Origin of the sequence: Mycoplasma sp. 4079, from assembly GCF_047785185.1 — a bacterium.
Lineage (GTDB): Bacteria > Bacillota_I > Bacilli_A > Mycoplasmatales > Metamycoplasmataceae > Mycoplasmopsis.
Window position 1 is genome coordinate 17,592 of record NZ_JBLNNG010000008.1, and the last position, 17,214, is coordinate 34,805.

11 protein-coding genes, 1 tRNA gene and 1 riboswitch are annotated in these 17,214 nt (G+C 28.1%); of the genes, 1 reads left to right on the forward strand and 11 read right to left on the reverse strand.

What is annotated here, in order from left to right:
* The first annotated feature begins 71 nt into the window (after positions 1 to 71).
* Complete coding sequence (locus ACMZI9_RS02075) at positions 72 to 1,007, forward strand: nucleotidyltransferase (RefSeq protein WP_416099174.1); 936 nt, start codon at positions 72 to 74, stop codon at positions 1,005 to 1,007.
* A 1-nt stretch (position 1,008) separates the two neighbouring features.
* Here ACMZI9_RS02075 and ACMZI9_RS02080 read toward each other — a convergent pair whose 3' ends face one another.
* The 11 genes from ACMZI9_RS02080 to ACMZI9_RS02130 all read right to left on the reverse strand — a co-directional run.
* The gene (locus ACMZI9_RS02080; protein WP_416099175.1) at positions 1,009 to 2,238 is read right to left on the reverse strand and encodes a hypothetical protein; all 1,230 of its coding nucleotides are present in this window, start codon (positions 2,236 to 2,238) and stop codon (positions 1,009 to 1,011) included.
* Positions 2,189 to 3,142 (reverse strand): DNA polymerase III subunit delta, encoded by a 954-nt coding sequence (gene holA, locus ACMZI9_RS02085; protein ID WP_416099176.1) that lies wholly within the window; start codon positions 3,140 to 3,142, stop codon positions 2,189 to 2,191. Before holA ends, ACMZI9_RS02080 begins: the two co-directional genes overlap by 50 nt.
* 120 nt (positions 3,143 to 3,262) lie before the next feature.
* Positions 3,263 to 3,346: transfer RNA gene (locus ACMZI9_RS02090), tRNA-Leu, on the reverse strand.
* A 337-nt stretch (positions 3,347 to 3,683) separates the two neighbouring features.
* Positions 3,684 to 4,163: a hypothetical protein gene (locus ACMZI9_RS02095; protein ID WP_416099177.1), complete on the reverse strand. Its 480-nt coding sequence runs from the start codon at positions 4,161 to 4,163 to the stop codon at positions 3,684 to 3,686.
* The gene (locus tag ACMZI9_RS02100; protein ID WP_416099178.1) at positions 4,163 to 6,541 is read right to left on the reverse strand and encodes an ATP-binding cassette domain-containing protein; all 2,379 of its coding nucleotides are present in this window, start codon (positions 6,539 to 6,541) and stop codon (positions 4,163 to 4,165) included. The genes ACMZI9_RS02095 and ACMZI9_RS02100 overlap by 1 nt, the downstream gene beginning before the upstream one ends.
* Positions 6,534 to 7,586: an ABC transporter ATP-binding protein gene (locus tag ACMZI9_RS02105; protein ID WP_323177343.1), complete on the reverse strand. Its 1,053-nt coding sequence runs from the start codon at positions 7,584 to 7,586 to the stop codon at positions 6,534 to 6,536. The genes ACMZI9_RS02100 and ACMZI9_RS02105 overlap by 8 nt, the downstream gene beginning before the upstream one ends.
* Before the next feature lie 11 nt (positions 7,587 to 7,597).
* Positions 7,598 to 8,947: an ABC transporter permease gene (locus ACMZI9_RS02110; RefSeq protein ID WP_416099179.1), complete on the reverse strand. Its 1,350-nt coding sequence runs from the start codon at positions 8,945 to 8,947 to the stop codon at positions 7,598 to 7,600.
* A 12-nt stretch (positions 8,948 to 8,959) separates the two neighbouring features.
* Positions 8,960 to 10,120, reverse strand: a complete 1,161-nt coding sequence (locus tag ACMZI9_RS02115) for an ABC transporter permease (RefSeq protein ID WP_416099180.1) — start codon at positions 10,118 to 10,120, stop codon at positions 8,960 to 8,962.
* A gap of 14 nt (positions 10,121 to 10,134) precedes the next feature.
* Complete coding sequence (locus ACMZI9_RS02120) at positions 10,135 to 14,004, reverse strand: OppA family ABC transporter substrate-binding lipoprotein (protein ID WP_416099181.1); 3,870 nt, start codon at positions 14,002 to 14,004, stop codon at positions 10,135 to 10,137.
* A 10-nt stretch (positions 14,005 to 14,014) separates the two neighbouring features.
* A complete protein-coding gene (pepF, locus tag ACMZI9_RS02125; protein WP_416099182.1) occupies positions 14,015 to 15,865 on the reverse strand; it encodes an oligoendopeptidase F in 1,851 nt (616 codons plus the stop codon).
* Between the two features lie 97 nt (positions 15,866 to 15,962).
* A riboswitch (Lysine riboswitch) is annotated at positions 15,963 to 16,130 on the reverse strand.
* A 229-nt stretch (positions 16,131 to 16,359) separates the two neighbouring features.
* A partial coding sequence (locus ACMZI9_RS02130) for a CBS domain-containing protein (protein ID WP_416099183.1) occupies positions 16,360 to 17,214 on the reverse strand: 855 nt, incomplete at its 5' end.

The window sequence follows — 17,214 nt, forward strand, 5'->3', positions numbered from 1 at the left end:
AATCATATATAAGTAGTTATATTTATTAGCATTCTAAAAACTCATATATTTATATTATAATAATTTTATTCATGAAAAGTTTTATTGCAAGAAAAAAGAACATTGTAGGAATTGTGGCTGAATACAACCCATTTCACAACGGTCATATTTATCAAATAAATTGAATTAAAGAAAATATTCCTAATGCTTATATTGTTGTTGGAATGACAAACAAATACACTCAACGTGGAGAATTCCCTATTGCATCATTCAGACAAAGAGCTAAAATAGCAAAAAAATATGGAGTTAATAAAGTTATTAAGCTTGATGATCAAAAATCAATTCAAGCAGCTCATATTTTTGCATCAAATGCTGTAAAACAGCTTGCTAAACATAAAATAAAATACTTAGTTTTTGGTTCTGAAACAAATGATATTGATTTGTTTTATAAAATCGCAACAACTATAAAAGATAATATTGATGAATACAATAAGAAAATTAAGTTCTATTTAAAGCAAAATGGAACAGGATTTCCTAGAGCAGCTTCCCAAGCTTTATCTGATTTAATAGGAGTAAGCATAACTTTACCTAATGATATTTTAGGAATTGAGTATGTTAAAGAAATTGTTAATTCAAATTTAGATATTAAAGCAATTTCAATCCAAAGAACAATTCCATTTCATTCAGATGAAACTATGTCTAATTTTGCAAGTGCTTCAAAAATTAGAAGTATGATTAAAAACAATGAACATGTTTCTACGTTCACGCCCATGAGACTAGTTTATAAGTCAAAAAATGATATTGCAAGCACTTATAAAAAGTTTAAGAAAATAGTAAATAAAAAAACACCTCAACAATTAGCTTCAATTAAAATGATTGATGAGGGTATGGAAAATTTATTTAAAAAACAAGTTAATTTAAATGATGATTATTACTCATTTATTGATGCTTGTGTATCGAAAAGGTACACAGCAAGCAGAATAAAAAGAGCATACCTTAGTATATTATTGAATATTAAAAAAGATTAATTTAATAAATATAAAACCCTCAAGGTTCTAATTTCTTCTTATTAAATTTTTTAAATAAGAATTTAATTCTTACATAACCATTTGTTTTATTAATAATTACATTATGTGTAACATTGTTGCACATAATTTTTTTTCAAATTAACTTTTTAGTCTTAAATGTAGAGACAGAAATCTTTTTAAATTTTGGATTGTATTTAAGAATCTTGTATCTTTTGAAAATTGAAGTGTTGAATAAATCAAAAAATCTATCTTCTCAATTAATAACTGAATTTAAATTATTTTCATTGTTATTGAATGGCTTAAATGGAATTTGATATCCAAATAATTTAGGTGATATTAACAATAAATTCAAAATGTTTGATAATAATTCTGTTTTGTAAATTAAAACATCATTAAACTTATTGATGAATGAATTAGGATCGAATATGAAGTTTAAATTGTTTTTAGCAAAAACAACTTTATCATAGTCTCCAATGTTTCTTACTTTATGTGTATCCAACTTAGTAAATACATCATAATTGTTGAATAGTTTACATACTTTTAAAGCTTTGTCGTAGCACTTTTCGTGTAAAGTAATCTGAGTTACGGTTACGGATAAATTATCAATTGCTTTTTTGATTAATTGAATATGAGGTTTATGAATATTATTTTGCTTATCGTTAAGAAAATCAAATAAACCTGAAATAACAACGCTAGAAATTTCATATTCAATTTGAAGTCACTTGTAAATTTTTGCAAAATCTTTATGTAACTGATTATCTGAATTTGCAAGAGATTCTAAATCCATCATTTGTGTGTTCAATAAATCAACATACTTTGTCTCATCTAATGATGTTTCGTTATTCAAAATTTTTTGAACATCGAAACCATTATGTCTGCTTAATAATTCTGCAAACGAAGTTATATTATCAAACTTAATAATTCCTTGAATTTCAACATTTAATTTTTTTAAATTAGAAACAAAACTTTTCAACTTATCTATTTTCTGTAAGAAAATTTGCTCTGTATTTGTTTTTGATGATAATAAATCAAAGTTATATAGAGAATATAAATCAGGTAGAACAATAACAAATTTTTCATCAATGTTTGAAGTAATCACTTTTAGTACTTGCTCATAGTAATTTTGGATAACTTCAACATTTTTTGATTTAACAATTTGAGAATCCAAGTAAATAAATGTTTTATTTATTTTTGGTGAAATTTTGGATCATAAACATTTCGAAAATATCATATGAATCAACTCCTGAAGTTTTTAATAATTTATCTGTTTTAGCTAATTGTTCAATTATTTTTTGCACTCTATCAAAACCAAATCTTTTTAAAATCATCACATGAACAAAAACTCTTTTTTCATTCATATTTAAAGCTTGTGAAATTTCGGTGATATTAAGTCCTAAACTTTGATATCAGTAAATTCTATTTACTAATGTAAACGTTGAAACAAAGTTTGAAAACAATAATATAACAGGTGTGTTTTCGTTTTTCTTTTGTTCAAAGATCTTATACATAGCTTGAAAATCATCTCTTGAAATAGCATTAGAAAATTGAAAAGGATCATCTGATGGGTAAGGTGCAATGGTTTGTTCAATTATATCTTCTGTAATCGTTTTGTTTAATAAGCACAACTTATTAATTTCATTATTAATAATTTTTCAGTCATTAGGTAATTTTTGTAAAAATACCAATGCAGTTGTTTTATCTATAGCAATATTATTTTTCGCAAATTCACTTATAACATACTCTGCAAGCTGTGTAGGCAATAATGCAGCTATTTTTTTAGGTTTTTCGCATAGTTTTAATGCATCGTCGCTTATAACTCTTTTATTTATTATTTCTGTTTTGTAAATTGAATAAACACTAATATTTGAATCAACTGATTTTAATAAATTTAATAAATACTCATTTTTAGAATTATCTTTAGATTTTGCAGGTTTGCTAAAACTAATATTCTCGAGGATGATTAGTTTTCTAGAAGAAAATAAACCATTGCTTAACAAAATCTCATTTAATGTATCAAATGAGCTTAAATATGAGTTGTTGTCAAAAATAAAAACATCTCTTTGAAGAACATCTTTTTCCTCAGATTTAATTATTGACTTAATGTATTCTAAATCAGTTCCATAATATAACTTCATATCATTCCTTTAAATTCAAATATTAAAATTATTATACAAAGATATTCAAATATTCTATTAGCTCTTTATTACTGTATGAGTACTAAAAAGGTATAAAAAAATAGCACAAAGTGCGTAAGTTGGTGCCTTAGACAGGATTCGAACCTGCACGGATTTCTCCAGTGGATTTTGAGTCCACGGTGTCTGCCATTCCACCACTAAGGCATATTATTTATTATATCAATTTTTAATCATCTAAAAATAAAACAAACTGAATAATCAACTTGTTAAATTTACTATCAAACCAGAAAGTGATAAATAATAAGAATTGCAAAAACAAAAGTTCTTACTTAAGGCATTTTATAATTCAGAATTGAACTAGCAATAAGAATTTCTTATCTTTTTCCTCTTTTGTAAAAATCAATGAAAAAGATAATTAACATTTTACCTACTTATAATAAGCATACTCCTTTAATATAAGAAATTTGACTTTTTGCAAAATATTCATTTAGTGAAAGGATATAAAAAACGCACATAGTTTTAAAGCTATGTGCAAGGATTATTAGGCATAAATAATAATTGTGAAGATAATTGATAAAAGTAAATAAATTGAAAAGTTAAATATAAATGGAAACTTAGATGGTGTAGGTTTGTCTATTTGTCTTTTTTTAGTTTTTTCCTTTGTATGAAGATAAGCTCTCTTTTCTTCATTAGACATAGACTTGAGTCTTCTTTGTTCTTTAGAATCTTGTAGATTAGTTCAAGACATCTTGAATTTTTCAATACTTTTTTCTAAAAAACCAAGTTTGAAAATAATACATAATAAAACCACTAAACAAGTAACATAAGCCGGAATTGAAAAACCGTTTATGAGTATGTTGTAATGATATTTTTCCTCGGCTAATAATACATTATTTTTTCCTAAATATGCACCAACTATCACAAAGTATATAACTAGAAAAGCTAGCGATATTAAATAAAATCTAAGTGTTGCAAATTCAAATTTTAATTTATTTAAACTTCTATATATTAACTTTTTCATTAATTGTACTTACCTTCTTTTCATTTTTTAGCTTGTTCATCAGTTGCATAAATATAATGTTTATTTTTCTCAACTGTATGAATTGTTGGAATATTAGGGAATTGTTGTTCATCTAAATATGATAATTCAAACTTAACATCTTGGAATTTAGCATTAGCATTTGAAATTTTAGGTATTGCTTTGAATAAATTAAGTGTGTAAGGGTGAATTGGTTTTGCATAGATTTCTTCAGTTTGTCCTGATTCAACAATTTTACCTAAATGCATAATCTGAACTCTGTCAGCGACATATTCAATCATTGATAAATCGTGTGCTATAAAAATCATAGCAATATTTTTTTGTTTACATAAATCTTTTAAAAGATTTACAACTTGAGCTTGGATAGAAATATCAAGTGAAGCAATCGGCTCATCAGCAACAATTACTTTAGGTTCTGTAATTAATGCTCTTGCTATAACTATTCTTTGTCTTTGACCACCACTAAACTCGTGTGGATAACGGTAAGCAAATTGTTTTAACAATCCAACATCTTCTAAAGATTTGTAAATTATATTTCTTACATATAAGTTACCTACTCTTAAGAAACGATATGGAGCAATTAAGAATTTAACAAAATTAGCACATCATCTATTTTGAAGCCACATATCTAAACTTGAAATTCCCATAAGCAATCTAATATCACTTAAGTTTGCATTTAAATATTTTGTTTCAATTTTGAACGATTCAATTCCATTTAATCTATCTGAAACATTTGTTTTATAGATATTTAAATCAATTTGTCTTTGTTTAATTAAGGTATTATTTCTAGATGCTTTAGGCTCTTTGAGCAGTGGTTCAATTAAGTTTTCTTTGTAAAACTTGATAAAGTTAGCGTGATTTTTCTTGAAGTTTTCGAAAATCACATTATCTTTACTTCTTAACTCTTGTTGAAATTTTAATGCTTCATCAATTTCTGCTCTAATGTCATAAATTCTATTTGAGTATTCTTGCAAGTATTTTGCAAGTTCGGAATTAAACACTTCTTGTTTTTGTTTAAGTTCTTCTTTAGCAACTTTGATTTGATCACTTACATATTGAGGGTCTTTAAAGAATTCTACAAACATTCTAAAGAATGTTTTATTTTTCATTTTTTTAGCTTCTTTATAGTTTTGACGTAACTTAGAACCTAAATATTGTGATCTTTGAATGAATTTTGAAAGATCAAAATTGTATTCTTTTGAAACTATGTTTTGAAGTTCTTTGATTGATGATTTAAATCTTGTATCCACATTTAATTTTGTATAAAAGTCCTGTGAGTAAGCTCTAAACTCATCTGAGAGCTCAACTAAATCTTCAAATGATAAAAATTTAAGCAAACGATAATTTTGTTTTAACTGTCTATATAAGCTATAGTTAATTAAATAAAGTTTGTATTCGTGAAAATATAAGTCTAAAAATGTTGTACTTCTTGCATCATTTTTGTGCATTGTGTATTCGTTTTTAACTTCTGCTAAAAAGTTTTTAATTGATGTTTTCGAAATTGACACAGTATCCTTGAAATTCACTTTTTGCTCTTTGTAGTAGACTTTTTGGTCATTGTATAAAACTTTTAATTCAAAGTACTCTGGGCTAAAACTTGCAAGTTGTTTAACTTTTTTATATTTAAGTTTAGCTTCCTCAAGATCAATTTCATCTAAGTCGATTTTTCTATGTCTAAAGTCAGATTGTTTTTGCTCAAATAATTGAATTAACTTCTCATTATTTTTATAAAGGTTGTTAATAACTTGAGAGTTAATTTTTGTTCTCTCTTCTAAATATGCAAAATATGAATTAAATTGATCATCAATATTGTTTTCAATATCAAATTGAATGTTTTCAGATAACTTTTCTCATTTTTTAATTAATGGGATGTGAAGTTTGTTAATTATTTTTAGGTTTTCGAGTCTTAACAATAATTCTTGTTCTAAAAATGTGTATCTGAAGTTATTTGTGACATCTTTTCAATCTTTTTTAATGTTTTTAATTTTATTTTTAATTATTCCATTAACAATTAATGGTTCTTTTAAAATACTGAAAATTGTATTTTGTCCATTAAGCGATGCCATTGGGTCTTGGAAAATCATTTGGATGTTTTTATGCATAAATTTCTTACGTTTTTTAGAAATTCTTTTTCCTGAAATGATTTTTCCATCTAATCTAACAAAACCGTTGTAGTCATTATATAAACGTAATAATGAACGGCCGATTGTTGTCTTACCTGAGCCTGATTCACCTATGAGGCCTACTATTTCACCTTCTTTTAAATCAAAAGAAACATCATCAACAGCTTTGTTAACATTGTTTTTGTTAACAAAGTATTTTTTAAGATTAATAATTTCTAATATTGTTTTTTTACTCATTAAACACCTTCTTAAAACTTTCTAATCTAGCTTGTAATTCTTTTGATAATTCAACTTTTGGAGCATCTGGATGCAATAATCAAGTGGCTGCTCAATGTGTTGGTGAAACTTCGAATAAAGGAGGTTCTTTAAGAAAATCAATTTCTAATGCATATTGGTTTCTTGGTGCAAATGCATCTCCTAAAGGTAAGTTATTCATATCGGGTGGCGTTCCACTGATTGAATATAATCTATCTTCTCTATTTTCAGGAATAGCTGAAATCAAAGCTCACGTGTAAGGGTGTTTTGGTTCTGTGAAAACATCCTTTTTTGTTCCTTTCTCAACTATTTTTCCTGCGTACATTACATAAATGTAGTCACAGAATTTAGCAACAACTGAAATGTTGTGTGAGATTAAGATAATTGTAATATTGAATTCTTGTCTAATATTTTCAAATAATGATAACACGGAAGCTTGAACTGTAGGGTCAAGTGCTGTTGTAGGTTCATCAGCAATAATTAAACTTGGTTTAAGTGCAACAACCATTGTAATAACAACACGTTGCTTCATACCACCACTAAGTGTGTGTGGGTACATATCAAAAACAGCTTCAGCTTGACGAATTCCAAAACGCTTAAGTAGTGAAATTAAGTATTCTCTTTTTTCTAAGTATGTTGATTTTTTTCATTCAGGATTTTTGTTAAGCGCATCTAACAATTGTTTACCAATTTTTCTAGTTGGGTTAAGTGATGTAAGTGGGTCTTGAGGAATGTAACCGATTTTATGTCCTCTAATTGTCTCTCAGAATTTATCTTTTTCGCTACTGAGTAAGTTAATTCCATCAATTTCCATTTTATCAGCTGTAATAAATGAATTCTCATTTATGTTAAGTAACGATTTAGATGTAACTGATTTTCCTGAACCAGATTCACCTACAATACCTATGATTTCACCTTTTTTGATTTTTAAGTCAACACCACGTACGATAGTGATAAATTTATTTCTTCTTAATTTAAATGAGACTTTAAGGTTTTTAACATCTAATAATAAATCTTTGTTTTCCATAAATTTACCTCCTATCTTGTTTTAATAACTTTTGGATCAAGAGCATCGTGAACTCCTAATGCAACAAAGTGAAGTGAAACTGAAATTAATAATAAGATTGATGCAGGCAAGATTAAGATAAACGCGTTATCTCCTGCTTGTGATGCTGCGTTAGACAAAATCGTTCCTAAGTTAGCACTATCTGATTTGAAGAATCCTAAGAATGCAAGTGATGAAATTTGCATAATAATTGATGGAATAGATGCAACGAAGCTTGTTGAAATTTTTCCAATGATTGCAGGTAATGCGTGTTTGTAAATTAATCTAGCTTTTGATGCACCGATTGATTGTGAAGCTGTAATGTATTCTTGATCTTTAACAGTAATTATGAACATTCTTGTACTTCCAACCGATCTAACTCAACCAATAAATACAAGTGCTATTCCTAAAGTTAAGTTTGATGTACCGAATGTAGCAGCAAAGATTAATAATCAAATCATTGTTGGTGGTGCCATAAAAATATCAATAAGTCTCATTATTGTTGTATCGATTCAAGTTCCAACGTGGAAACCTAAATAAGCACCAATTGCAACCCCGATAATTGTTTGAATTGTAGCAACTATTAAAGCTAATTTAATTGCTTCTCAAGTTCCAACTCAAGACTGTGTTCATATATCAACTCCAGCTTGGTTTGTTCCTAAGTAAGTAGATAATGAAAATTGTGGATTGTGATTTAAGATAGCCTGAATGTATTGTCTAGCTTTTTCAGCTGAAACTGATGGATCAATTTGTGATTTTTCTAAAGCAATACCGATATTTTGAACTTTGTTAAACACGTAAGCATTAACTAAAACTTTGTTTGTTGAATCTGAGATATCAACAATTTTAATTGCATTAGCAGGATTATTTTCGCCAAAGTAAATAAAGTCTCTTCATAAAACTCCACCATAATAATCTCTACTTGCTCAAGTATTAATTAATGTCTCATAGTTATCAATGTGACCTTGAGCAGGATATCAAGGACTGCTCATTGGTGGTAGCCCTATGATGTTACTTGTTGATGAATCAATGTATTTGCCAACTTGCATTGTTTGTGGGTTAATTGTTCAAATTCCAACTGAATTATAAAGTGGTTTTGTAGCTGAATACTTTGCAGTTTCAGTTACAAAAATTGAAATTACTAAGATAGTTATAAATACAATTAATGCAGCAACTGCAACTCAGTTTGTAAAGAAACGCTTAATTATTTCAACTAAAAGTTTTTTAGGCTTACCAGCAATTGAATTAAGCGTACTATCATCTTTAGGAGCAAATTGTGAAATAGCTGGACGAATGCTATCTAAAGATAATTTATATTTCTTTTCAAATTCTCTTGCGTTCATATTTACCCCTTTCTATGATTGTTTTATTTTTTCATTTTCTTTAAATTGTTTATTTCTTAAGAAGTAGTTTCTTATAAATCTTGTAACACTATATGGGTTAGCTGCAGAGTATTTAATTCTAGGATCTAAGAAAGCAAATGATATATCTACAAGTATTGTTGTAAATAAACTAAGTGATGTGAAGAATACTGTTGAGAACATAATGATGTTAATTTCACCATTAGGGAATGCTTGTGTGATAACTTGTGATGTGCCAGGTACTCCTCAGTAAGTTTCAATAACAATTCCACCACTTAAAAGAGGAATGTAAGATGGAATTAAAATTGCAGCAAGTGGGATTGAAATATTTCTTAAAACATATTTAAAGAAAATTTCTCTTTTGCTTAAACCTTTAGATTTAGCAATTAAAATGTAGTTTGATGTAAGAACTGTAATAACTTGGTTTCTTGTGTATGTAATGTACCCTGATAGTGAACCGAGCACGATAACTAAGATTGGTGGAAGTCAACTTAATATCATTTTGCCTACACCATAGGCTTCAACTTCAGCAGGGTTATTAAAGTTAATGAAATTTGGTGGAAAGTTCATTGAGAACAAGATTGAAATAATAATAGGCGCGATAACAAACGATGGAAGCGCTATAAAGACAAGTGCAAAGAAGTTAATTGATGCATCAGCAACTGTTCCACGTTTGTACCCTGAAACTATCCCTAAAGTAATTCCGATAAGAGAAGAAATTAAGAAAGCAGGTAATGTGATAATAATAGAGTATTTAAGGTACTTAAAGAAATATTCAGGAATTGTTTTAACATCTGCATTTTCTAAAAGTGAATTATTGAATGGGTATCCAAATGGGTTTGATGGCTTGGTAAATAAATCTCCAACTCAGTAACCAAATCTAATAACTGGATTTAGTTTCATATTAAATCATTCTGTTTTAACATTCTCATAAATCAAATTATCAGGTATTAAATGGTACTTAACTGAGTTTTCAAATAACCTTTTCATCTCACCTGCATTAACTGCTGAAGAATTATTTTCACCAGCTTGCTCAAGTGCTTTTTTAGCAAATGGGTTATCCGAAAACTGAGCAACCATAAGGTAAACTACCATTATAATGATAAACAAAGTAATGATAGCAAAACCTATACGTTTAAATAAGTATTTAAGCATTTTTCTCCTTTCAATTATTTTCCATTAACTGTTCTAATATCTACTCAATATGGAATTTCTGTTTCAAATTCAGGAACTAAATAGTTAGGGTTTTTGAGTGTTTTAGCAAGTATTGATGTACTCATATATGAGAATGCACTCGGTACTGCTCCAACAAAGTTTCCAATTTCTTGTGCTAAATGAACTAAATCTAATTTTGAAACCATTTCACCAGTAACTGGATCTGGATTTTGTGTGTAATCTAATCAGAAGTTTGCATTTAAGTTATCTCAAGATGTATATGAACTTAAGTTATCTGATTCATCCATTCTGATTAATTTTTCACCATCTCATTTGTACATGCCCATAATGTTTGAAAGATGTTGAACTTGACTGTTTGTTAAATTGAATGTAACTTGCTCTGGTGTAATTGATAATTTATTTCCATCAATTTTGATAAATTCACCAAGTCTTTGTGCCGCTTTATAAAGTTGAGGATATAAAGCTTGCATTTTTTGTGCATATTCAGGGTCAGCTAAAATTGCAAGCATTGCAGTAGTTATATGAGCTCTTTGCGCGATTCCTGTAATACCTGAACCAATTCCGTTGTAGTCGTATCCTCATCCAATTAAGTCTACCGGAGATGGTGTTGTAGTTCAGAATCCTCTTCACTCGTCTTTATCTATTGGTTTGATTAATTTAATGTTTAATCTAGGATCTAAACCGTTTCAAGCTTTAATAAGTAAATCAAGTGCATTAACGGCTAAAGTTGGATAGTTGAAGAATCTATAAAAGATACTAATATCTACTGTTTTACCTAGGAGAGTAGGGTTTTGAGCATAAACTCTATCGAGTAAGTCTTTCATTCTTGCTTTAAGTTGCTCATAAACAACACTCTTAACTGAATCATCAGCTGTTGTATTAATGTTTTGAGTATCGCTCGGATTAATTAAGTTTCCAATTGCGCCGAAATCAACTCTTTGTCCTGTTTGTGAATCAACTACAAAAAATGCATTAACAATATCACTATTGCTTCTTAAACTGTTTGTAGTTGAGTTATCTAAAGCGTTTGAATTAATATCATTATCAGGCGCAAGGTAACTTACTCACCCAACTGCAGGTTGTGGTTTTCTTTGTATCATACCGATTGTGTTTCAGTCAATTGCAGCTGATAAAATTGTTTTAAATTCAGCCCCTGTACCTACAGATACTGATTTAATTGCATTTTTAGAAGATTGAGAAATTGCTTCGGTAGTTGACATATTTCACATTACATATGAATAAGCATCATTAAAGTAAGTTGTTGATGAACCTTCTTTTGGTAAAAGTGATCAAATAAAGTGTTTTGTTAATGAACCTTTATTTGATAACTTAACTGAGTTAAGTCCATAGTTATTTGGATCTTGTAACACTGCATCTCTTCTTTTTTGAGTTAAGCCTGTAAATGAATATGATGCTTTTTGACCAAATAAATATTGGTTATATGATGAATCATCAAAAATTGCAGCATCAACTAAATAGTTTTGAAATCTTGAAGAGAACTGATTAATTGTTGTTGGGTTATTAACAAACTCCGAATCTCAATAATGCATATTTTTAAATGTTGATTGAGTCAATGTGTCTGAATTAAATTTAGAACCATAGTATTTTCCAGCAAATAAAGTTTTATCCTGTGAAAATCCATATCAATAGATACCTGAATCTTTTGCAAGTCCATCAATCGATTGAACTGATTGTCTAATTTTGTTAATTTTGACTTCATTACTTTGATCTTCTTTAGTTTGTGGAGTTATGTCTTGATCATTTCTTCTGTTTTTATCTTTAATAAATTCAGATGGAGCTGCAGCAAATTCATATGATTTAGTTATCATATCTAAAATATTTACAAATGATGCAGCTGCATTTTCATTAAGACGTTCAAGTCCGAAATATGAGTGTCCATCTTTGTTAACAACTGAATTTGAACGATCTAATATTTTGTCTAAGCTTACATTAAATAAATCAAATAAATAAGAGTTTGTATATTGTTGTCTATCATCAAAAAGTTTGTTTGGTTCAGATAACATCGATCTAATATCATCATCTGCAGTTTTGCTTCCACCATTTTGTCTTCTAAATAGTGTGTCATTCATTTTTGTTCTTAGAATTGAAATATAAAAGTCATCTGCAACAACAGGATATTGTGTTTTATTACCGTTTGAATCAACTCAAAATACACCGTTTCTAATTCTAAATTCCATTCTGTGAGCTAAACCAACTTTTTCGAAGAAGTTAGCTGAGTTAATAGAACGTGGATTAGATGAAGTTCTTTTAACAATACTTGTTGTGTAGTAGTCTACATTAAGCACATCATCGTGTTCAGTTGGTCCAGGAACTAATCCAGCGTCATCTTGATCAAAAACAATAGCTTCTAAAATTGGCTTACCATTTGGGTCAGTTAATTTAGTTCCGTTTTCTTCTTTTTGAACATATAGAATGATTGCGTCAGCTAAATCTAATTTAAATCTTTGTAATGTAGGTTGTAAGATAAGTTCTGTTTTCTTGTTTGTAATTCCATCTTCAGAAAGTGCTGATTTTTCAGTGTTAATAAATTTTGCCTTACCTGAACTTTCTAAAGAAATAAGAGATGAATAAGTTGTTCAAAGTAATGGGTCAACTGGATTACCATATCCAGCACTTACATCTCACGGATATGTGCTTGATGAATAAACTGAGTTATATACTTCTTGATAAATTTGTTTTTGAGCGAATCTATCACTAACTTTAGATTTATTGAATTCAATATTAGGATAAAGAATGTTTTTAACTTGTTCACTAGTTAAAAAGTTATTTTGACCAGCATTTTCATCAACATAATCTTGTCCATATGAAGCTAAATCATCTTCAATTAATTGAGCTTGATAATTTCTAGCTAATTTATTATGAAGATTGAATTTTTCTAATTCAACTTTCATTTGTTCTGCATATTGAGAATTGAATTGATTTTCGATTTCGACAAGTTTTGCTCTGTAGGCATTATCAGCAGCATTGAATTTTTCACTGGTTTTGTTGTATTCAGCTTCTGCAGATTTTACTTGTTCTGTTAATTCGTTTAGCTTTTGTTGTCTTTGTTCTGCAAAACTTGAGCCCATTAAGACATCTTCATTAATTAACTGTGTTAATTTATCTAATGTATGTTTCGCAATTTCTTGTTTAGATTTAATATCTGCAATTTGCTCGTTTAAATCTTGAATGTTTTGTTCTAGCTGACTAATTGATGATTTGAATTTTTGTGCCTCTTCTGAACTTTTATCTTCTAACTTCTTATATTCAGCAGTTTTTTCTGCAAAAGATTTTTTATTAATATCAAGATTAATATTTTGGTTTTCTAACTCTTGCTTTAATTTTTCAATATTAGAAAGTGTTGCGTTATATTGTTCAGATTTAGGTGTTGAGTCTTCTTCTAAAACAACTTTATAAGATTTATTTGTGTAGCTACCTAATATATCTAAAACTTCTAAGTTAACATCATTGTTTTTAGGTAAATTATCAACTGCTAAAATTAACGCAGATAAATCGTTTGAGCCAGACACCAAGATATAAAAGTTTTTTTGTGATTGTAATGAAACTAATTTTCTAAATGAATTTGTATTTTCATTTTTAGCAGCTCTATATTCAGTTTCAGTATCATTTAATTGTTCATAAAGAGCTTCTTTTTTAGCATAATATTCTTGATATTTTGTTCAAGCTTCATTAGCAAGATTTGTTTCTTGTACAGATAATCTTTGATAATTTGCTCTCTCTTCAGCGCTCAAAGGTGGTTTTTTTGGTTTATCACCTGTATTCGAACACGAAGCAATTACTAATGGTGATATTATAGACAAACCGGATATAGCACCTAATAATAATTTTTTGTATTTTTTCACGGATACCTCCTTATTTTTTATCTAATTTGAAAATTTTGTTTCCTAATTTAATTCATTGATTTACTAAATCTGATAAGTAATCAAAACTTTGCTTATAGAAGTTTTTATCAAGTAAATCAACTCCAACTTTTTTAAGAATTTCAAGTGGATAATCACTTCCACCAGCTTTTAAGAAATTGTCAATGTAGTTATCTAATGCTTCTTTACCTTTTTCTTTATATTGAGCAAAGAAGTAATTTGCTGTTAATTGTCCAACTGCATATTTATATACATAAAAACCATAGTAATAGTGAGGTACATAAATTGAGCCCAAGTTTTCTTTAGCTACATATTTAGCTTTTTTACCCTTCTTAGATTTGTATTTGAATTTAAGTGAATTTTCGTGGTAAAGTTTTGAAATTGCTTCATAGCTTCCTGCAACATTTCCTTCTTCTATACCTTTGTACAAGTTGTATTCGTATGAAGCTCATTCAACTTGTCTTACTACTGTGCCAATAAACCCTTGAATAATTTTTGATAAGATTTCAAATTTAAATAGGTCGTTTTTAGATGTTTTAAGTAAGTAGTCATATAACATTGACTCATTGAAAATTGATGCAATTTCAGCCAAGAAAATTGGATATGAGCTAAGTGGTAATGGTTGATATTTAGTTGCAAAATATGAATGCATTGAGTGACCTAATTCGTGAGCTAAAGTTTCTACTGAATCTAATTGACCATCAAAGTTCATTAAAATGTACTTCTTATCAATTCCATAAGTTCCACCGATACTGTAAGCTCCTGAACGTTTGTTTTGGACACTCATAAAATCAACTCAATTTTCTGTTAATGCTTTGTTAGCTTCGTTTGCGTATTCTTCACCAAACGGTTTTACAGCTTCATTAACTAAATCAATCGCTTCTTCAACTGTGTATGAGGTTTTAACATTTACAAGCTCTCTTAATGTATCTCATTTTTCCATTTTTGACTTATATTTAGCTTTATAGAATTTTTTGTATGCTTCTGAATATTTAGCTAATACTTTAATGTTTGAAGCAACTTGATCAAATAATGTTTGTAAGATTTCATCAGTAACTTTATCTGAATTAGTTAACATCATAACTGCTGATGGGTATTTTCTAACTTTTGCAGCTACGGTTAAGCTCTTAAAGTGTTGGAATAAAGTTTCTGCTAATGAATCTTTGTGTTTGTAGTAAGCATCTCAGAACTTTTCAAAAGCTTGCTTTCTAACTTCTTTTTTATCTGATTTAAGTAATTGATTTCTATTTGTTTTATTTAATTTAATTTTCTTTTTGTCTGATAAATCAACATATCCATAATCTAATTCTGAATTAGTAATAATTGAGAAAATGTTGTGTGGATCAGGTTCTCCATATGATGTTTGCAAAATGTATTCTTCAACATCATCACTTAATTTATGTTTATGTTGTTCAATTGTTTCTTCAATTTGCATTTTGTAATCTGCTAATCTTGGATCATCTTTTCAAACTTTCATTTTGTCTAAGTTTGCATAAAATCTATTAATTTCAGAACCGAATTCAGTTTCAAGTTGATTATCTAAAAATTCAACATCTTGTGATTTTTTGATAATTTCAGGATCAATTAAATTAACATTTTGCTTGTTACTTAAATAATTAGAAACCTTGTTACTAATAAGTGTTAATTGTTCACTAACTTTTAAATCTTCTAAATAAGCTTCAATTGAGTCATATTTTGAATCTTTATTTTTAATTCTTTCTTTATATAGTGCTACATACTCATCGATTCAGTCATCTAATTTTTTACCTTGTAAAATGTCTTCTAAATCTCAACGATATTTTTTAGGTACATCTTCATATTTTTTGTATTGTTTTGCTTTCATAATAACTCCAAATAATTAAATAAAAAGTTTTGTAGAACTATAAATCTACAAAACTTTAATACAAAATTTAAAATAAATTAATGTTATTAAAAGGATGTAAATCTATAGCACCAATGGTTAAACCAAAGAGTAGAAATCTTTTATGCTTTTCTACCAATATAGAAGTTTGCCAACCTCTATATTTCGGCTTTTATATCCTTTCAATATTCATATTTGCATGCCTGCTAGAATATTTACTTTTATTAAAAGCTCCTCTATAGTATTTATTACATAACAGATTTCATTTTTAATGTAATCTGTTATGTTTTCGTTAACAGAATACACCAAATTAAACGTTAATATGAAATCAACGAATATTGGTGATATTAATAATTCTGTTTTTCTGCATTTTCATTTTTTTATTATAAACCATAATATTGATTTATTTTTAAAAATTAAAATATTTTTATATATGTGAGTAAGGGATAAATAAAAAATAGCATTACTGCTACTTTTTATAATTTGTTAACTTCAATGATTGCTGAATATTTTTTATTTTTAACTAATTCAATAACCTTGAAGCTAATTTCATCTTCGATAGTGAATTTTGTTGATTTAAGTAGTTTAGTTGAATTTGTCTTAGTTAATAAATAAGTTTTCAAATCCATAGCTTTTTCATCATCGCTTATAAGTTCTTCATCAATCTCGAGTTGCTTAATTAAATCAGACATTTTAACGTTTGAATGAGCTTTAGCTCTTTCAAGTGAAATTTCATAAATTTGCTCATCGTCATCGTATTCATCATAGATTTCTCCAATGATTTCTTCAATGATGTCTTCAATTGTAATGATACCTAAAACATCTGTAGAGTTGTTGTTTTCAACAACAAAAGCCATTTGAGCTCTTGCTGCTCTCATTTTCTCAAGAGCACTTGAAAGAATTGAGTTAGCTGAAATGCTTGGAACTTGTTTCATATAATTAATCACTTTACCTTTTTTAAGTGAGAATATGTCTTTTAATAAAACAATTCCAATAAGTTGTCCATCTTTTTCAATTGGTAATCTTGAATAGTTTGTATCCTTGAATATTTCAATCGCTTCTGCTACACTAGCTTTATAAGAAATGTAAGTTACATCTTTTAATCTAATGTAGTGTTGTGCAACTTTTGTTGAGTCCAAATCTAAAGCATTTTGAGCTAAAATACTTTCTCCGGTTTGCAGCACCCCTTCTTCGTTAGCGAGTGCTAGCATTGATTTAATATCACTTTCTGAGTTTGTAACATAAACATTTTTGCTAAGTTTGCTAATAAAGAAAGTGATTGGGAAGAATATTCAGAACATTAGTTCATTGAATAAACAGAAAACCTTTAA